The sequence below is a fragment of the Aquimarina sp. AU58 genome, assembly GCF_900312745.1.
Taxonomy (GTDB): Bacteria; Bacteroidota; Bacteroidia; order Flavobacteriales; family Flavobacteriaceae; genus Aquimarina; species Aquimarina spinulae.
The window spans coordinates 1657228-1677012 of the sequence record NZ_OMPD01000014.1 but is presented as its reverse complement, the minus strand read 5'-3'; the positions used below and the strand labels follow the sequence as shown (position 1 = coordinate 1677012).

General features: G+C 31.5%; 21 protein-coding genes. 6 read left to right on the top strand and 15 right to left on the bottom strand.

Going from position 1 to position 19785, the window contains the following annotated elements; translation table 11 throughout:
• The first annotated feature begins 2 nt into the window (after positions 1–2).
• Together DK441_RS18685 and DK441_RS18680 are read left to right on the top strand one after the other, a co-directional pair.
• Entirely contained in the window at positions 3–2555 is a 2553-nt protein-coding gene (locus tag DK441_RS18685; protein ID WP_109852028.1) for a TonB-dependent receptor plug domain-containing protein, read from the top strand.
• An 83-nt stretch (positions 2556–2638) separates the two neighbouring features.
• On the top strand, positions 2639–3748 hold the full coding sequence (locus tag DK441_RS18680) for a C1 family peptidase (protein ID WP_109852027.1): 1110 nt from the start codon (positions 2639–2641) through the stop codon (positions 3746–3748).
• Between the two features lie 67 nt (positions 3749–3815).
• Here the strand turns inward: DK441_RS18680 and DK441_RS18675 are convergent, their stop codons facing one another.
• Positions 3816–4235 carry a nucleoside-diphosphate kinase gene (locus DK441_RS18675; RefSeq protein WP_025666274.1) on the bottom strand — a complete coding sequence of 140 codons (420 nt, stop codon included), beginning with the start codon at positions 4233–4235 and terminating at the stop codon, positions 3816–3818.
• A gap of 517 nt (positions 4236–4752) precedes the next feature.
• Here DK441_RS18675 and DK441_RS18670 point away from each other — a divergent pair.
• Positions 4753–5304, top strand: coding sequence for a hypothetical protein (locus DK441_RS18670; RefSeq protein WP_109852026.1), 552 nt, complete (start codon positions 4753–4755; stop codon positions 5302–5304).
• Between the two features lie 303 nt (positions 5305–5607).
• On the opposite strand, the gene DK441_RS18665 is transcribed toward DK441_RS18670, so the two are convergent.
• Positions 5608–6636 (bottom strand): alkaline phosphatase D family protein, encoded by a 1029-nt coding sequence (locus tag DK441_RS18665; protein WP_109852025.1) that lies wholly within the window; start codon positions 6634–6636, stop codon positions 5608–5610.
• A gap of 79 nt (positions 6637–6715) precedes the next feature.
• Here DK441_RS18665 and DK441_RS18660 point away from each other — a divergent pair, with 79 nt between their 5' ends.
• Genes DK441_RS18660 through DK441_RS18650 form a run of 3 tightly spaced genes read left to right on the top strand, consistent with a single transcriptional unit; the run spans position 6716 to position 9435 of the window.
• On the top strand, positions 6716–7732 hold the full coding sequence (locus DK441_RS18660) for a bifunctional oligoribonuclease/PAP phosphatase NrnA (RefSeq protein ID WP_109852024.1): 1017 nt from the start codon (positions 6716–6718) through the stop codon (positions 7730–7732).
• Positions 7729–8280, top strand: a complete 552-nt coding sequence (gldI, locus tag DK441_RS18655; protein WP_109852023.1) for a gliding motility-associated peptidyl-prolyl isomerase GldI — start codon at positions 7729–7731, stop codon at positions 8278–8280. The genes DK441_RS18660 and gldI overlap by 4 nt, the downstream gene beginning before the upstream one ends.
• A gap of 12 nt (positions 8281–8292) precedes the next feature.
• Positions 8293–9435: a peptidylprolyl isomerase gene (locus DK441_RS18650; protein ID WP_109852022.1), complete on the top strand. Its 1143-nt coding sequence runs from the start codon at positions 8293–8295 to the stop codon at positions 9433–9435.
• A gap of 76 nt (positions 9436–9511) precedes the next feature.
• Here the strand turns inward: DK441_RS18650 and DK441_RS18645 are convergent, their stop codons facing one another.
• From DK441_RS18645 to DK441_RS18585, 13 genes are all read right to left on the bottom strand, one after another.
• Complete coding sequence (locus DK441_RS18645; protein ID WP_160112174.1) at positions 9512–11269, bottom strand: serine hydrolase; 1758 nt, start codon at positions 11267–11269, stop codon at positions 9512–9514.
• Positions 11270–11378: 109 nt separating this feature from the next.
• Positions 11379–11753: a DUF6249 domain-containing protein gene (locus DK441_RS18640; protein ID WP_109852021.1), complete on the bottom strand. Its 375-nt coding sequence runs from the start codon at positions 11751–11753 to the stop codon at positions 11379–11381.
• A gap of 68 nt (positions 11754–11821) precedes the next feature.
• Entirely contained in the window at positions 11822–12265 is a 444-nt protein-coding gene (locus DK441_RS18635; RefSeq protein ID WP_109852020.1) for a hypothetical protein, read from the bottom strand.
• The gene (locus tag DK441_RS18630) at positions 12262–12858 is read right to left on the bottom strand and encodes an RNA polymerase sigma factor (RefSeq protein ID WP_109852019.1); all 597 of its coding nucleotides are present in this window, start codon (positions 12856–12858) and stop codon (positions 12262–12264) included. Before DK441_RS18630 ends, DK441_RS18635 begins: the two co-directional genes overlap by 4 nt.
• Before the next feature lie 101 nt (positions 12859–12959).
• Positions 12960–14120 (bottom strand): hypothetical protein, encoded by a 1161-nt coding sequence (locus DK441_RS18625; protein WP_160112173.1) that lies wholly within the window; start codon positions 14118–14120, stop codon positions 12960–12962.
• A 33-nt stretch (positions 14121–14153) separates the two neighbouring features.
• On the bottom strand, positions 14154–14984 hold the full coding sequence (locus tag DK441_RS18620; protein WP_109852017.1) for a DUF2306 domain-containing protein: 831 nt from the start codon (positions 14982–14984) through the stop codon (positions 14154–14156).
• Between the two features lie 117 nt (positions 14985–15101).
• A complete protein-coding gene (locus DK441_RS18615) occupies positions 15102–15554 on the bottom strand; it encodes a hypothetical protein (RefSeq protein WP_109852016.1) in 453 nt (150 codons plus the stop codon).
• A 97-nt stretch (positions 15555–15651) separates the two neighbouring features.
• A complete protein-coding gene (locus tag DK441_RS18610; protein WP_109852015.1) occupies positions 15652–16338 on the bottom strand; it encodes a DUF4386 domain-containing protein in 687 nt (228 codons plus the stop codon).
• A 111-nt stretch (positions 16339–16449) separates the two neighbouring features.
• A complete protein-coding gene (locus DK441_RS18605) occupies positions 16450–17160 on the bottom strand; it encodes a DUF4386 domain-containing protein (RefSeq protein ID WP_109852014.1) in 711 nt (236 codons plus the stop codon).
• Positions 17161–17208: 48 nt separating this feature from the next.
• On the bottom strand, positions 17209–17766 hold the full coding sequence (locus DK441_RS18600; protein WP_109852013.1) for a GIN domain-containing protein: 558 nt from the start codon (positions 17764–17766) through the stop codon (positions 17209–17211).
• Positions 17753–18133 carry a GntR family transcriptional regulator gene (locus DK441_RS18595; RefSeq protein ID WP_025666259.1) on the bottom strand — a complete coding sequence of 127 codons (381 nt, stop codon included), beginning with the start codon at positions 18131–18133 and terminating at the stop codon, positions 17753–17755. The genes DK441_RS18600 and DK441_RS18595 overlap by 14 nt, the downstream gene beginning before the upstream one ends.
• 2 nt (positions 18134–18135) lie before the next feature.
• Positions 18136–18888: a hypothetical protein gene (locus tag DK441_RS18590; protein ID WP_160112172.1), complete on the bottom strand. Its 753-nt coding sequence runs from the start codon at positions 18886–18888 to the stop codon at positions 18136–18138.
• The gene (locus tag DK441_RS18585) at positions 18872–19720 is read right to left on the bottom strand and encodes an ATP-binding cassette domain-containing protein (RefSeq protein WP_109852011.1); all 849 of its coding nucleotides are present in this window, start codon (positions 19718–19720) and stop codon (positions 18872–18874) included. The genes DK441_RS18590 and DK441_RS18585 overlap by 17 nt, the downstream gene beginning before the upstream one ends.
• Between the last annotated feature and the right edge of the window lie 65 nt (positions 19721–19785).

Sequence of the window (19785 nt, the reverse complement as noted above, 5' to 3'; positions counted from 1 at the left end):
GAATGATAAGACTTCTATGTGTATGTATTTTCTTATGTAGCATATCTGTTTCTTCCCAGGAAGAAGCAAAAGCTGTTACTATCAATAATAAACCACTCCCCGAAGTAATCCCTATAATTGAAGCATTTTATAGTCTTAAGTTTTCTTACATCGATACTTTTATAAAGGATAAAAATATTTCTATAACGCTAAATCCTCAACTCTCTCTAGAAGATTTAATAAAAAAACTACAACAACAAACGAAACTACAGTTTAAAATCACCGGAGAAAACTTCGTTACCATTAGTGTCTTAAATAAAAGAGACACTATTTCTGTTTGTGGATATATTTTAGACGAAGATCAAAAGCCTCTTAAAGATATAGGAGTTTTTTTTAAAGCCAATCGCACTAATGTAACTACCGATAATAAGGGTTATTTTGAAAGTAATCAGGTACCATACAACTCGGTTATTTTAATTAGCGCTCCGGGATTTCGCCAAAGGGTTTTGAATTCTAAATCGTTTTTAACCGACGAGTGTATTAAAATATATCTTACCAATGCACATGAAGAAATTTTGGACGAAGTTTTTATTCAGGAGTATTTAGCCAAAGGAATTACCCAAAACAAAGAAGTAATTCATATTGATTTAAATAATGTAGAAATTCTTCCTGGACGTACAGAACCAGATATTTTACAAACCATACAACTTACACCAGGTGTTAACAACCCATTCGAGACTGCTTCTGGGTTATTTGTAAGAGGAAGCGCTCCCAATCAAAACCTGGTACTGTGGAATGGTATAAAAACGTACCACCAAGGACACTTATTTGGTATGCTATCAGCATTTAATCCATATGTCGCCAAAGAAGTGAATTTTTCTAAAAGTGGAGTCAGCGCCAAATATGGGGATCGAATTGCAGGTGTAATCGATATTAAGTCCGAAAACCAAATTGCAGAACGTTTTTCTGGTGGAGCTGGTTTTAATATGATCAACGCAGATATGGTTGCACATATCCCTATCATACGAGATAAAGTATCTCTTCAGGTATCAGGAAGAAGATCATATACCGATGTTTTAGAAACATTTACCTATAAACAACTCTCTGATCGTGTTTTTCAGAATACTAAAATTGCCGAGACTGTTGCCCTTAATAATGAGAGCAATGATTTTTTCTATATAGATTATAATGCAAATTTAATTCTACAGCCTTCAGATAGTGACAAAATTGAAATTAACACGATTTATAGTAAAAATGACTTAGATTTTAGAAGAAGTGATGCTAGCGAGTCCTTTAATGATGACCTTACTACAGAAAATGAAGGGTATAATTTTAAATGGAGTCACACATACAGTAAAACTTTTAACACCAAAGTAAGTGGGTATTACACCAAATACCTTTTAAATTATCAATTCATTACCAGAAATCTTGGAGCAATCACCGAAATCGAAAGTAAAAAAAACACTGTGGGAGATTATGGGGCAGAACTTGGGTTAAATTATAAACTATCAAAATATCAAAACATTTCTGGTGGTTATCAATTATCCAACAATACGATTAGATATGCCTTTGTTACTGCAACTCCGAGTTATGAGTTAATTCTGGATGAAGATGATCGTTTTTTAAACACACATGCAGCATATGCAGAATACACATTCGATAATCCAAAAAACTTTTATGTTTCTGCTGGATTACGTTTCAATTTTTATGCAGAGCTCGACAAAACGTATATCGAACCTCGGGTGTTTGCTCAAAAATATATTACCGAAAACTGGGAAATCAATACTAGTCTAGAATACAGAAGTCAATCAACCAGCCAGATACAAGAATCTGTCGTGAGTGATTTATCTCTTGAAAATCAAGTCTGGACATTGGCAAACAATGAGCAATTTCCCGTGATTAGCAGTTATCAGTTTACATTGGGAAGCAGTTTTAGAAAAAACAAATGGTACCTGGATATCGATGGGTATTATAAACAAATCGAAGATATTACTACATTAACCGCAGGTTTTATTAACCCCATAGACAATGTTCACCATGTAGGAGAAAGTAGAATTTTCGGGGTCGATCTTTTTCTAAAAAAAAGGTTTAAAAACTACAAAACCTGGGTTAGTTATTCTTATATCAATACCCGTAATACATTTGAAGACATTAATAACAATGAATCTTTTCCTGGTAATTGGAATATTGAACATACCGTAAAATGGTCTCAATTTTATAAAATTAATAATTTTCAGTTCTCCCTAGGATGGATTTGGCATACAGGTAAAGCCTATACTAATGTATCTGGAGTAGATGAAAGTGGTGAAATCGTAATCTTAGAATTTGATGAGATTAACAGTACTAATCTTCCAGAATATCACAGGTTAGATTTCTCTGCTATTTATAATTTTAAAATAGGTTACAACCCCAATATAAAATATCGTATTGGGCTCTCTGTTCTAAACATATACAACAAAAAGAATTTACTAAACCGAGAGTTTAGAACAACAAATTCTCTTAGCAACCAATTTATCACTTCTGACATATTATCACTAGGGATTACTCCCAATATTAGTTTTAGAATTTTTTGGTAATAACTGCTTTATTTTTTTAAGTTGAGTTTTCCTTTTTTATCTATTTTCTTGTACCTTCATCGCCTACAAATCATATAACTAAAATGAAAAAACTCTTTTTTATTAATTGCATGTTTCTATTTTTATCTATAGGATATGCGCAAGAAACACATCCCGATTATAGTATCACAGATCAAATATCTCTTCAATGTAACCCTGTTATTAGTCAAGGAAAAACAGGTACATGCTGGAGTTTTTCTACCACCTCTTATATCGAGTCAGAGATTGCTCGACTAGGACACGGAGTTCACGATTTATCAGAATTATTTCAGGTTAGAAATACATACACCGATAAAGCCAGAAATTATATACTAAGACAAGGTAAAGCTCAATTTAGTGAAGGAGCACTTGCTCATGATGTTATAAAATCTATTCGTAAACACGGAATTATCCCTAATCAAATGTATACAGGTTTTGCTGGAAGTATTGCAGACCGTCACGATCACAGTGAATTAATAAAATTATTAACCAATATGGTTGATAACGCAGTGAAACACAAAATTCTTTCAAAAAACTGGTGGAAAAGTTATGAAGCTATGTTAGATATCTATCTTGGAGAAAGACCTGATACTTTTACATATAATAACAAAACCTATACTCCTATTGAGTTTGCCAAGGAACTTGGGATTGATGCAAATAACTACATCACACTAACCTCTTTTACCCATCATCCCATGAATAGTGATTTTATTCTGGAAATCCCAGATAATTTCTCTAATGGGATATATCATAATATATCGCTTGATGAGTTACAACAAGTTGTTGATCACGCTTTAAAAGAAGGGTACACTGTAGCTTGGGACGGAGATGTAAGTGAAATAGGGTTTTCTCAAAAAAGTGGCTTGGCAATTCTAACTCATAAGAAAGAACGTAAAGATGCATTTAAAGAATATATCGAAGAAGAAAAAGTAACTCCCGAATCTCGACAAAAAGAATTCGAAAATTACAATACTACAGATGATCACTTAATGCATTTAGTAGGCAAAGGCGTTGATAAAAAAGGAAAAACGTATTATAAGATCAAAAATTCATGGGGAATTAAAGGAGCTCAACATGGGTATCTTTATATGTCTGAAGCATATTTTAGAATGAAAACCGTAGGGGTTTTACTTCATAAAGATGGTATTCCTAAAAAAATAAAAGAAAAAGTATAATCTATAAAACACAAAAAAGCTGTCTGTATATACAGACAGCTTTTTTTATAATAAGAAATATATCTTTTTAGAATTGCTCTCTTCCTGCAAAATGAAAAGCTCCTTCAATAGCAGCATTTTCATCACTATCACTACCGTGTACAGCGTTTTCACTAATAGAAGTAGCATACTTTTTACGAATAGTACCTTCTGCAGCCTCTTCTGGATTTGTTGCACCTATTAAAGTTCTGAAATCTTCTACAGCATTTTCCTTTTCTAAAATAGCCGCTACAATCGGACCACTTGTCATATACTCTACTAATTCTCCATAAAAAGGACGCTCTTTATGAACTGCATAAAATGCTGCAGCATCATCTGTAGTAAGCTGAGTTAATTTCATTGCTACAATTCTAAATCCTGAAGCAGTAATTTGCTCAATAATTCCTCCAATGTATCCTTTTCTTACCGCATCCGGTTTAAGCATTGTAAAAGTTCTGTTTGTTGCCATTGTATGTTTTTGTTATCTAATACCTCTTATAATCAGAAGTATTTCAAATTATTACTTAGGTATATAAAACCCGATTTTTAAAATTTTTGTGCAAAAATATATATAAAAGCATCAAAAACAAGAATTATTATATGAAATCACGTTAGAATCCGAAACTTTATAAAGAATATAGTTTCTAAAACTACAAAATATTGATTTCTAACAATTTACAATTACAAAAAACTAATATATCCGAAAAAATATCTTTTCCTAACATTACGAGTTTTAAAAATAAAAATGTGTTAAAAATCAATGTTTTAATTGAATTTCAAATTCGAACTCATATTACAATCAAGTGTTTTTGAAATATAATTCAATTAAAGCAATTGAAATTGACATCTAAATCAAAACAAAAAGGTTTTTCATATATAGAATAAGTACTAATTTTAATCCTTTTATGGTAAGAATACTGAAACAAATTTGCCAATAAAATTTCTCCTGATATACTAATAATTAACTAGATAATCTCAATAAAAACATGAAGCAATTCAATATTATATTAAAAAAGCGTAAGGTTAAATTCATTCTTCATCTGATTGTTGGACTTTTTTTGACCCTCATTTTATCAGTTATTACTCCTGGGATTATAGAAGAACCTTCTTGGTTTGCAGCTATATTTGGAGGAGCAATGCTTATAGTATATATAATCCTTTTAAAAAGAGTAATAGAGTATTTTACTTATGGAGAAGTTAAACTTATTTTAGAATCAGATGGAAATACAATTAAGTTCTATAATATAACTGGGAAAGGGAAAATATTTAATCGAACTGAAGAGTTTGATTTATCAAAAATTAAGAGGTTTTATATTGTAAAAAAAAATACGAGATATTTTATGAAAAATTATGCTTACGCATTTGAAGAAGGAGAATCAAAATTATCTAGTTTTTTTAAAGTAGATATTAATGTTTTTCCTTCACTTTTTGAGGCAACTCCTAATGATAGGAATGCTGTTTTAGATTTTTTAAAAGAAATTTCTCCTGAAATTGAATTAGGTTATGAAAATATATATCAGAAGTTGACAAAAAAATAAATATGTAATAAGTTTAATAAAAAGGGGATTTTACCCTAAACTCTCTTAATTCATACAAATTTTGTAAACTTAATTATATTCTATTCGAACTTATCTGTACAAAATTTATCACCCCAAGATTTAGCACAATATATTCAAGTATTTTTTGGAGTATAACTTGATTACAACAATTGAAATGCACAGTAAACAAATTAATTTCTATCTAATAGAAAATGCATGTACTCAATTTGACTGATTTTTTAAGAAATTACAGAATGTTATCAAAATCCATTTAATAAAAAATAATGGCGAAAAAATGAAGATCTATTTTTTAGGATATTGTCGTTTAAACTCTTGTAATACGATATTATTTTTACCTCTAATCTGCATCGTTACAGCATAAGAATCAAGATCAAATTTTAGCATTCCAAAACTTGGAGTCGAGATTACCCGACCGATTCTGTACTTATTAGATTCTCCTTTATATTCGGCATATGAATGTGTTAAACCACTAGATGTAAAATCAATTAATGGATACTTAAGTCCCTTTACACGGATCATCGAAAACTCAGAAATATGTCGATCTCCACTAAGTATTATAGCATTTCTTACTCCATTACGTATTAGCATATCATTTAATCGTTTTACCTCATGAGGAAAATTACCCCAAGTTTCGAAACCATGTTCTGACGACAAAAATTGAATACTACTCACAATAAGAACAAAATCAGAATAATTTGATGCCAGCTCTTTTTCAAACCATTTCCATTGCGCCTCTCCTAATACAGTACCTTCATTATTTTCATATGGTTCATAACGTCTTCCTTCTTCTGAACTTTTTCTTAAAGCAGATCTAAAATATCGGGTATCTAAAACAATCACTTTAACACTTCCCTTTTCAATTTCAAAAACCCTAGATGTATATATCCCATCCTGATCTCTTAGAGGGTCTTCATTTGAAACTTCTAAAAAATCCAAAAATAACTGTTGACTCTCTACTTTTTTATTCCACTCTACTCCAGCGTCATTTTTACCATAATCATGATCATCCCAGGTAGCCATTACAGGGACCACTTTTTTTAGTTTTTGATAATCGGGATTACTGTTTTGCAGTGCATAATCACTTTCTATTTTAGACATATCGTCAGAATCGGCATAGATATTGTCTCCTCCCCAGATAAATAAATCAGGGGTATTCTTCAAAATTTCATTCCAAAATGGCTGAGGACTGTTCTGCTTATTACAGCTTCCGAAAGCTATAACAAAATCTGAAGATGATGATGTCTTATCTTGTGCAAATGATAATTGAAGTACACAAAAAAACATAATTAGAAAACTAGCGATATATCTCATGGCTATCAAATTTAGTGACTCAACAAAATTAATTGTTCTAATATTACTAAAATATTATTTATTGTATCTTCGCTGACCTATGAATACTATTGAAATAAACAAGATAAGAGGACTTCTTTCTTCTTCAAAAAACATTGTAATTGTAACCCATAAAAATCCAGATGGTGATGCCATAGGTTCTAGTTTAGCATTATATCACTATCTTATTTCTTTAGGGCATAAGGCTACGGTTATTACACCAAATGATTACCCTCTTTTTTTAAAGTGGATGCCTGGTGAAAATACGATTCTTAAGTATGATAGTGATACCCAAACTGCTTTATCAAAAATCGAAAACGCAGATCTTATTTTTACTTTAGATTTTAATCACTTTTCTAGAAGTGGTGACATGGAAAACGTTTTGGCAAAAGCCAAAACTAGTTTCGTTATGATTGATCATCATCAACAACCTGCCGATTACGCAGAATTTACTTACAGTGACCCTGGTATGAGTTCTACCTGCCAGATGATATATCATTTTATAGAAAAATTAAATGATCTGGATAAAATTACCTCAGAAGCTGCTACCTGTATTTATGTTGGAATAATGACAGATACTGGATCTTTTAGATATAGATCTACAACGAGTACTACTCATAAAGTAATAGCAGATTTAATCGATCGAGGAGCAGATAATACACAAATACACGAAAATATCTATGATACCAATACACTATCCAAAATTCAATTAAAAGGTGTTGCTCTAAATAATCTAAGAGTACTCCCAGAATATAAAACAGCATACATTACTTTATCTCAAAAAGAATTGGATCAACATAATTTCAAAAAAGGAGATACCGAGGGTTTTGTTAATTTCGGACTTTCTATAAAAGGAATTAAATTTGCCGCTATCTTTATAGAGAATAAAGGAGAAGAAATTATTAAGATCTCTCTACGTTCTAAGGGTGATTTCTCGGTAAACGAATTCTCTAGAAATCATTTTGAAGGAGGAGGGCATAATAATGCTGCTGGCGGAAGAAGTAATCTCTCATTATCTAATACTGTTGAAAAATTTATTAGTATCTTACCAACTTATAAAAAAGTCCTAAATCAATGAGATTAGCCCTTCACACGCTTTGTCTTCTTTTTTTATTTTCTTCTTGTAAAACACCTGAAGCCCGGAGACCAGTAAGTATTAAATCTGGTTCTTTTATAAATGAATCTATTAATCGAAATAAGGAACTTGCAGCAAGAGAAGAAGCCAGAATTCAAAAAATTATTAATGAAGATTCTACTCATTCTTATATAACCTCAGAAACAGGATTCTGGTATTTCTATACTAAAAAAGATACGGTGTCTACTATCACACCAAAATTTGGAGATATTGTAACCTTCGATTATAATGTAAAAGATTTAAGGGGTACAGTAATTTATTCACAGCAAGAATTAAATACAATTACATATCGCATTGATAAAGAAGAACTTTTTTTAGGTCTTAGAGAAGGATTAAAGCTTATGAAGCAAGGTGAAATGGTCACATTTCTATTTCCTTCTTATCAAGCATATGGATATTATGGGGATGATAATAAGATTGGCACAAATATTCCGTTAATAGCAGAAGTAACACTTAACACAATTACAAAAGAATCAACAACAGAAAATTAATTACCAACAAAAATGAAAAAATTAAATTTATTATTCTTAGCTATTATTGCATTAGCGTTTAACAGTTGTAATGAAAAATATCCAGATTTACAAGAAGGTGTTTATGCCGAAATCGTTACAAACAAAGGTACTGCGGTAGCAAAATTACATTATGACCTTACTCCAATGACGGTTGCTAACTTTATTTCTCTGGCAGAAGGCACCAATACTATGGTCGATAGTACTTATAAAGGCAAAAAATATTATAATGGAATTATATTTCACCGAGTAATCAAAGATTTCATGATTCAAACCGGAGATCCTTTAGGAACAGGTACAGGAGATCCAGGATATAAATTTCCTGATGAGATTGTAGATTCACTTTCTCATAAATCAAAAGGAATCTTATCAATGGCTAATTCTGGCCCAAATACCAATGGTAGTCAGTTTTTTATTACACTAAAAGAAACTCCATGGTTAAATGGAAAACATACTGTTTTTGGAGAAATTGTTTTAGGACAAGACATTATTGATAGTATTGGTGTTGTAAAAACAGGTGCTGGAGATAAGCCAGAAGCGGAAGTAAAAATGATGGAAGTAAACATCATTCGTAAAGGTTCGGATGCTAAAGCTTTTAATACAGAAACTGCGTTTACAGACAAGATAAAAGTTCTTGAAGAAGAAAAAGCCGAAAAAGAACGATTAGAAAAAGAACGTAATGAAGCTATTGCTGCAAAGTTTACTGAACTAAAAAGTACAGCAACAAAACTAGAAAGCGGTCTTGAAATTATACATACAAAGCAAGGGGACGGACAACAACCTAAGCCAGGAGAAATGGTAGGGGTAAATTATGCAGGGTATTTTACAGATGGAAGAGTTTTTGATACTAATATTTTAGAAAAGGCAAAAGAACTTGGGGTTTTTAATGAGCGTAGAGCTGAAGATCCAAGAGGATATGCCCCTGCTCCAATGCCATATTCTGCAGAAGCAAAAATGATTGCTGGTTTTAGAGAAGGTATACTACAACTAAAAAATGTTGGTTCCAAAGCTATACTTTTTATTCCTTCTCATCTTGCTTATGGAGAAAGAGGTAATCGAGGAATTCCACCAAATACCGATCTTATTTTCGAGGTAGAATTAGCTAATATACAAGGCCAGACAGAAGAAAAAAAATAATTCTATAGCACCACAATAGTTAAAACAAAAAAGACATCCCGACTAATTCGGGATGTCTTTTTTGTTTTTGTATACTCTATAATCGGTTCGCAAGCATTTCTTCTCCACTCTCTATAAGAGTTAAACTTTCTACTTTTCCATCATCATTTTTATTAAATCTAATATTGGCATTTATTTTTTCTAGAAAGAATTTCTCATTTGATTCTGCAAACATTGGCATCATATCTCGACCGGTTGGCCGAACAATTAACTTACCGTTTTTATAAGTTATTGTTAGTACAAACCCTGGCTTAAGCTCATATTTTCCTACATAACTTTTTAGAATCGAATGATCAACAACAACTTCTTTTTTTGCTTTCACTTCAACCTTGATACCAAGTTCCGCTAATGATTTAATTGATGCAGTAAGTGAAGGATCAAGTTCATATGCTTTTTGATATGCCTTAATTGCTTCTTCTTTATCTCCTTTTTTCTTATATCCATCACCAAGAGAGTCCCAAAGATTACCATTATTCGAAAATAATTGAACATTTAACCTAAATAACTCTATGGCCCAATCAGGATTCTCCTCTTGTCTTAATATCACATACCCCATATCATTAAGAGCATCTCCATTTCTTAAATCAGAGCTATACTCTTTCTTGATCATTGCTGTTAAAACATTTGACTGGTTTATTTCATTTTTCTTAATGAAATCGAATATAAAAAAGCTAAGGTTCTTTTTAATTGGTTTTGGCTGATAATCTGCATCAAAAATCATTTTTTCTATAGGCCATGCTAGTTCTACTTCTCTACTGGTTGCATTTGTAAAAAATATAATTACCACATCTTCTTTGGGAAGCCATATAAAATCATGGAAAAATATACGATTTCCCCCATTATGGCTTACAATTTTTGTATTTCTATCTGAATTAAAAATTGCCCATCCATAAGCATAATGACTTGATCTGCTTTCCTGCTCTGGAGTATACGGTGTAGTTAATATTTTTGTTAGTGATTTTGATAAAATCGTATTCGATTTTAGAGCCAAATACCATTTATACATATCTTCGGGGGTAGAGTGTATTCCTCCATTTCCTTTTAGAGTCCATGATACTTTATTACCTGCTTTATGAAACCGTTCAACCATTGTTCCTACAGGTATAATAGTATTCATATAACCACTTGCAATCATCTTTTTGTCCCAGTCAGGGATAAAATACCCTGTTTGTTTCATCCCTGCAGGTTTAAACAAATACTCATTTAAAAAACGCTCATACTCCTGTCCCGAAACCAATTCGATAATTCGTGCCAGTATACTATAACCTGCATTAGAATACCTGTATTTTAAACCAGGTTTCTGAATTAGTTCTGTTTCAAATAATGTCTTAAAAAACCGTTCTCTAGGTATATAATCAAAATCCCCCTCACCAATTACATCGATTAGTCCCGAAGTATGTGTTAATAGTTGATGAATCGTAATGTTTTTTTTATCATTTGGCAGCTCAGTAAAAAACATACTAAGAGGATCGGTTACCTTTACTTTATTAGACTCTACCAATTTTAATATAGCAGTTGCTGTAAATTGTTTTGTTGTAGACCCTATTGTAGCAACTGTATTAGGTGAATACAAAATATCATCTTCTCTATTTGCCAAACCATACCCTTTATTAAGAATAATTTTTCCTTGTTTTGCTATCAAAACTGCTCCCGAAAACCCATTTGAAATATTTTCATTTAAATAGTTATCTATTTTTTTAATGATAAATTCATCTTTCTCTGTTTTTTGTGCACATGAAGTCGTTCCTCCAGATAATATAATGAGACTGATTAGGGTTAAAAATGCTCTTTTCATAATTGTATTATTTTTTTCTATGGTTACTATTAGGACGTATTTATCCAAGCCCCTTTTTGAGGGCTACATATAAACTTGCCATTTTTTTGATTTTAGTTTCTAAAAAGTATTACTTATCAAATCGCTTTAAATACCAGAAGTAGAGTAAAAAGCTTATCGAAATGCAGATCGCCATGATAGCAAAAGAATGTATCCCTAAAGGCAGTGTATAATTAACAATGAATAGTCCAATTCCTACACTCATTAAAATGGCAAACCATTTAATATTGATATGATGATCATCTGATTTTTTTTGTAGAATAGAAGAGACAATATTTTCAGATATTCCTTTATCTATAATTTTATTTTTTAGTTTATGCTCTAGTATTTTTCTTATAATTAATAACGCAAACAGCATTACCAAAACAATGATAAAAATAAATACACCCATTTTAATAAAATCCGGATCTATATATTGAGTAGGAGTAATAAATATTGAGTTCATAATCTGTATCTTTTTTATGTTTATATGGAATTAGACAACTACCCTTCTTAAATGTTGCAATCCTTTTGTTAATACTTCAACATATTTATTTTTTTATAGTATGATCTGTACATATCAAAGCCAAGAAACAATGAAATAATGGTCGTTATACTAACGATAAAATAGTTTGAAATCGTAATATTGGCACTAAACATATTACTGAATACATCTCTAAAAATATAAATGGTGAAAAAAGTAATTCCTATACTCATTATGATTATAAAAGAGAGCATGTAGTTATAGATTGACTCTTTTTTAGAGAAGGTTAATTGATCTAAGATCAATTCTGATAAATCAAATTCTAATACAGGTTCTGGTTGAGATTTAAGCTCTTTAGACAATAACAAATAACTTTCAGAAACTTTTTTACATACTTCACATGAGTTAATATGTTCAATAATATCACTACTGCAATTTGATGTATCAAAAATATATTCCTGAATATCTTTATCACACGGGTGTTGTGTTTTCATAGCTCTTCTTTTTTATAGTTAAGTGATAGATTTTCTTTTAGTTTTTTTCTAGCTCTATACAAATAATTCTTTACGGTTCCTTCTGGTAAACCTGTAATATCTGTAATTTCTGAATAACTTAATTCTTCATTATGATAAAGCGTAATCAGGGTTTTGTATAAAGGAGGTAGTTTCTCTATTGCTAAGGTCAATATTTGAGAACGTTCTTTTTTAAAAATGTATGCTTCTGTTTGATTATCAGAATAACAGAACGTATTAATGCTTATCTTTTCCCAAAGTTCTTTTTCCTCATTTCTGTCTATATCCAGAATTGGTATTTTTTTCTTTTTCAGATAATTTAAGCAAGTATTATATGTTATGGTTGCAATCCAGGTAGATAACTTAGAATTAAATTTAAACCCGTCTAACTTATCATAAACTTTTAAATATACTTCTTGTGCCAGATCTTTTCTGTCCTCATGGTTCCTAACCATTTTATAAATGATCTGGATAACCAATCCTTTAGTATTGGAAATAATAGCTTCAAAAGCACTAGAATCACCATCTAACACCTTTTTAATCAAGCCTCTATCTATTGTCCCTTTTTGTTTCATATAGTCCAATATCAAGATTAGACAGTCTATGTAAAAAAAGGTTGCACATTATCATGTGTTTTTTACGATGCTTCAAATATTATAAGAAGTTATAGTCATTATTACTTCATTAATGACTTGCCAAAATGCTCTTTTATGTCTATATCGGTCATGGGCTGTAAAACTCCATATACTATTTCTTTATAAATTTTATTGGTTAAAGAATTGGGAGATAAAAATTTTGATCCCATAATATATCGTACTTCGTTAACAATTTCTTCAGAAAAATGTGTCGAGAAATACTTTGCTGCTACAGATGTTTCAAATATTTTTTCTAATGATGTCTTATTTCCTTTTTCAAAATTTGCTATAGTAGTTCCTGCATTCTCACATAGCATATATCCCGTTTTATATTTTATCATTAACTCTCCAAGGTTATCAAGAAAATTATCTGACTCGCATAATTTTTTATCATTCTTGATTTTTTTTTGACTAAAAGCTTTTAAGTGCAAAATTACACAGAATGCCGCTCCAAGATAAGGACCTGGCACCAATGCTTGAAACCATGATCTCTGATAAACTAAAAGTTCACACCTCTCTTCATCTGTGCTATCCAGTTTAATAACATTGGCGCTACTCACTATTAATTTTTTGAAAATAACTGATTTTGTAAACGATCCTTTCATAGTATCCCCAAATGCTGCATCCTCGAATTCGATTTTATTATCATTTGCAGGTAGAAAAAAAACTGCTTTAGTACCTTTGGTTAATGTTGCTGTGAATACCAAATAATCTGCCACACCAGATAATGACATGTATGGCGCCCGGCCATTTATTATATAAAAACCTCTTTCTTTTTGTGCCACTATTCCTTTGTTACCAGAAGCCTCTTTAAAAGTGCGTACCGATCCGGTATTGGCAATCAATATTTGTTCTTTTTCTATTTTTTTTTGCAAAGCTTCTCTTTTCCAATATTGTATGCTTTTTTTTGAAAAAGGAAAAGAAGATAATGATGCCAAAATGTAATAATGCATTGACAACGCAACAGACACGGGAATTGATATTTCACCAATCTTATGCAAAATTCTGAAACATTCTTGATAAACTGTTTCTGTATTTTTCTCATGACAAGGAATAAAGAGTAGTCTTGTTGTTTTTATAAACGCATAGAATTCTTTATAGTTTTTGGTCTTCTCAACTTCATAGAGTTTATCACATACTTTTTCCAGTTCGGTTTTTTTATTGACTTCTTGATTATCTATTATCATGTTCCGATTCTTCATTTCTAAATATTCATTAGTAATTACAGATGTACTTTAAATGCGAGGAAGCCACATGCTCATCGTTGCAGCAAAAATCCCAATGCCAGTTATAATAGTTAGAAAAAAAAGAAAAGTTGTCATCGCTATTTTACCCGAAGTGCCGCTTCGATCCTGTACTCTCAGGTAGAGTTCAAGAATGGCTAATGGTACTAGAAATTGACCAAAATCCAGGAATACAAGAAATGGTCCCCGAAATGTCTCTGGATCAAAACCAACTGGGCCGCCATTAACAAAAAGCCAAAACATTAATCCAATACGAAAAAACCAAACGCCATTAGATGCCAAAAACAATCTAAGTGCCCATCGCCTGTGTTTATTAAAATCACGAGCAACTGCTGTGCGCCAGGACATGACAGCAAAAAACATAATCAAAAAGGCATTAATACTAATACTAATTTGACCAACAAGCCCTCCTATATTACCGCGGGTCCAAATCATATAAAGTCCATCAACACCAATCAATAGTGCAGTGAAGATATATATACGGCCATTCCATCGATGAAAAGCGCGGGCATAGGTACGAATCTGAGGGATAAACTGAAGTGGACCACCTACCATGATAATAATTGCCAATACAATATGTAGAGCAACCGCCAAATTACCCATGGTTTCACCAGGAATATATCCATGAGGAAGAACTTCATTCCATTTTTCAAAATCTCCTTTTACTGCAGCACTACCGTAAAAGAAAGTTACATAATACACAAATATCCATTGACCAATAACAGCTATTAGGAACCAAAATGCCACCGTGGCACTCAAAGCTTTATCTGCTCTCACAGTTTTAGGTTGTGCAATATTTACACTATTATTTTCTGATTTCATTGTATTTGTTTTTTGATTGATGATGGTTGATGATAAGCGTCAGGTTTCTAACTTCTTATAAAAAGAAGTTAGAAACTAACACCAATAGAGGTATATTAAAAAAAGGTGGGATTTAGATTATCTAAATCTAAAAAGTTCTTTTATGTAGTTTTTAAACACATATCCCCAGGGAATAACAATCAGATCAATAGGGATTGCTGTAAGAAATGGTTTAAGAAATTCTTCTGAGGTCGAATCTAATTGCCCCGAAGACCATAAAGGATATGCAATACCTACCGCCCAGACCGACTTATAAAATAATTGTAGTAATAGTAAAGGCAACATTTTTAAAGGATATCGTATTCCTAACCCCATCAAAGTAGCATATGCAGCCCAAAAACTATAGGTAACCCCATCATAAGGCCCCCAAACCTCACTGGGATTTATAATTTCTGACCACGTGCTATATCCTAAACTCAAAAAAGTAAGGAGGTAAATAGCCCGCATGGTATACAAATAGAACTTTGGTACTTTTTTAGTGCTCACAGAATCGTTTTCTAACGTGTCTGTGATATCGTTTTTTGATTTCATAATTGTTCGTTTTTTGATTGATGATGATGATTGATGATACTATAAGCAACTCTCTTTTACAATTGCTTTAATGTTGTCTTCGATTTATATATCCTGATTATACAGATTTAGAAAACGTTGTAGATGAATTAAATCCTTTGATCGTTAACCAGCATGAAAGAAATAGCAGATGTATGCCATTTTGACCATAAAAAATAAAATTCACACTATAGTCAAAAATCTGTAACCATGATACTATAAAAACTATTGAAACTGCCAGAAAACTCCAAACAGATAAGAATCGAGGAATTAGTCTTGTTTTAAACAGAGTATAGTAAAACAATAACGCTCCTGAACTAAAAATAATTAGAATCAAAAAATGAGTCCAATAATATTCTTCTACCTTTAAAATCCCTAAAGTCTCAAAATAGCCTACATCTGGCGCTCCTACTTTTATAAATTCCTGACTTAATGATACTAGAGACAAATGAGAAATATTACTTACAATTGTAAGTATAAATCCAGTAATCCATAAGCCAAAATACCAATAGCCAATACTTTTATTGTATTGTTTTAGAATCGGAAACAATACAATTGCTATCCCAACTCCTATTGCATTTGCAACCAAATCTAAAAGCATAGCTATTTTCATTTGTATTGAATTTTCAAAAACCTCGTTTAAGAAATTTTGAGACTCTATAAGAGAAGTTGATAATCCTCTTAGGTGGTTACCTATAGCGCCAGTTACAAATAGTACTAAAAATAATATTCCAACGATTTGACCAGTCTTTTTGATTGAATCCATAATGTTCGTTTTTTGATTGATGATGATGATGATTTTTTTTAACTTAAAATGCTTAGGTTTTAAACATTTTTTCTAGATATTTTATACAGATATATGTATTCTAACTATTAGTTATGTATGTTGATTTATTCTTTTTGTGCCCATGATTAGTAACCACAGGCAAGAACCTATTTCTCCTATACTGGCAGGAAGCATAACAAAAGAGGGGACTTTGTAATGAGGAAAAAGTAGTCCTGCACATACAGTTATCAAATAGCTAAAACAACCAATCATTAACAAAATACCCAACGCTTTAGGAAGAAAGCCTGATTTAAAAACCAGATATCCAAAAGGAAAGAGCCAAAGTCCCCAAAATACCTCAACAATAAGAATTCCATTATGATACGACTCCAAAAGCAACATTACCTGTGCTTGTAACTGTTCTGCGGTATACACTTTAAGATATTCGGCATGACCAATTAATGAAAGAACATCGACTTTGTTTTGTATATTGAGATAAGAAATAGGAACACTAATGATAGCAAATACTACCATTAATATTGCAGAATTTTTATGAACTGGTTTAAGCAATTTGTATAAAACAATAGGCAACATTATATAGCATACATAGCTAATCAATCCACTTAAAATCCCCATTCGAAATAACATTTCTGATGTCGATATATTGTTAAATGTAATCGAGGCATCATCCCATACTATAAGTTTTGAGGGTACATACACTAGATTAAAGATTCCAGTTAGTACAACACATAAATAAATTAGTCCTGCTATTCTTGCGGTCCTATTTTGTACCTGGTAATCTTCGTTTTTGATTAAATTCATAATTGTTCGTTTTTTGATTGATGGTAATTTAATTTTCTTCTCTATTGATTAGTTAGAGAAATCGATTTGATTTGTATTTCCTTTTAATTTCACATTAGATCCAGGAGTGGCAGAGCATTTAACCGACTCATATGACAATTCGAGATTCCCATTACTGTCATCTGTAAATTTTAATACTAAATCTTTTCCAGAAACTGTGCCTTTTGTTTCAAAGTATGATTCTGAGGCTACTTGTAGTGAATCCAACTGGTGATTAGAAACAAATATTCTCACGGTATCCCCTTTTTCTTCCCTTTTTGTTTTTTCGATGATTAATTTATTATGCTTCACTTCGGTTTTGATATAGGTCATCAAATTTTCTGAGGCCTCTACTTTTACTTCTGCTACGCTATCTTGTTTAAAAAAGACTTCAATACCATGAGTAACTGATATCTTGTTAAATGCAGAAACATTTCTTGTTTCGGATATCATATTCCCTGTATATTGAATTGCATTTTCTCGTAACTCTCCTTCCCTAACTTTATCATGCATAGAAAACTGAAAAGCCAGAAAAAAAAGAATAACAACTCCTAATGCACCTATTACAATCCAATTACTTGTTTTCATGATCTATATTATTTAGATATTGGTTAAATGAGTCTTTTACTTCTTCAAATTTTATATCCAGTAATCTCATTTTTTTAAATATATCAGGAAGAAGATCTTCCATAAATTCTTTTCTTTTAATATCGAGGACCTTGTTATACCCATTTTCTGAAACAAAATACCCTATCCCTCTTTTATTATAGATTACTTCTTGTTCTTGCAAATAGGTAAAAGCTCTTATCGCGGTGTTAGGGTTTACCTCTACCATAACAGCAATCTCTCTTACAGAAGGTATTCTTTCGCCCTCCTGCCATTTTTTTACAAGTATATTCTCGTAGAAAACATCTACGATTTGTAAATAAATAGGTTTGCTGTTATCAAAATCCATTCTTAAACTTCCTTTTCTACTATCTTAAAATAACTTGCCAATAGCATTAATGGGGCAAAAATGCCCATAAAAAATCCTTTTCCTATTCCAGAGAAATCTTGCCCGGTTTTATCAAATGCGTCTGAAGCCAGTCTTTCTCCAGAAAACACATCATAATCGTAATTGAGCATCCCGAAAAGCATCATATTCAGTAATATCAACCCAATAACAAATAACACAACAACAAGCAATGTTTTCCCCACTCTATTTTTATTAAATGCAATAGCGCCATAGAGAAATACCGGCTGTATAACAAAATACACCTTAACCAACTGCCAGTAGCTTTCTGAAAATATTGGCAACAAATGGAAATTTGTTTCAGAAAACATACTACCTAGTATAATTGTTATTTGTCCTACTAAAAAACCAAGAATTGAAAACACAAGAGTATATATCACAAAAGTACTAAGCCAGGCCGCTGCAATTCTTTCATAAGATGAAACCGGTAATGAAAAATACAAATGATTCGATTTTTGGTTATGTGCTTCTTTAAAAACCGAGAAAATAAATAGTACTCCTAATGCTACGTAAAACTTACCGAATATGCTCATAAACTCACCACTCGTAATCTGATGATCCCCTCGTAAACTAAACAAAAAGACAATAAAAAAAATAGCACTTACAACAGATAAAGTAGTAAGTATTGCTCCCTTAAGAAGTATGACATCTCTATATATAAAACTGCCTATTCTCTTAACATTAAATTGTTCCATCATGAAATGTATTTAAGGCATTATTAATTTTATTAGATTCGCTTAAAACAGCATTAAATAATAATTCGAGATCTACTTCTGTCTCATCTCTATCTTCTCTAAAAAGCATAGCTTTTCCTCCAAAAGATGTTTCAGAATAAATAATAGACTCCTTTTCATCCCGCATAGGTTTTCCAAACCATAAATATTCAGAAATATTAGAAAGCGGCTGATTAAATGCTACTTTCGATTGATCCAGTATCACTACATGATTTATCAAACTATGTAAATCCCTAACCTGATGAGTAGAAATAATAATACATTTTCCTTCATCGACTGCCAGAGCCATAATCTTTCTAAACTGACTTTTTGATGGAATATCTAACCCATTTGTAGGTTCATCCATAAGTAAGAGTTTCGTATTTGTTGCTATTCCAAAGGCAATAAGTACTTTCTTTTTATTACCAAAAGAAAGAGTTGATATATTTTCATCGGCAGAAAGCTTAAACTCTTCTATTAGTTTATAAAATTGATCTCGGGAAAACTTGGGATAAAAAGGAGAATTTACTTGTTCATAGGTAGAAATCTTAAGTCTCGGTAACTCAAAATCTTCTGGTACCATAAAAATCTCCTGAAGACATTTTACATTTCTTCCTGAAATATCTTTACCCAAAACCCTATAATAACCTGCTTTTGGAAATAACAATCCGGCCATTATCTTCATTAATGTACTCTTTCCTTCACCATTCTTACCAAAAAGTCCATAAATGTTTCCCGGAGCAAAATCTAAAGTGATATTATCAAGGATTATTTTGCTTTTTGGATAATAGAACCGTAAGTCTTTAATTTGAATCATGGTTAGTGTATTAGTTATCTAGTACACTGTAAATGTACTTAAATTATTCTTTAAAACAAATTTTT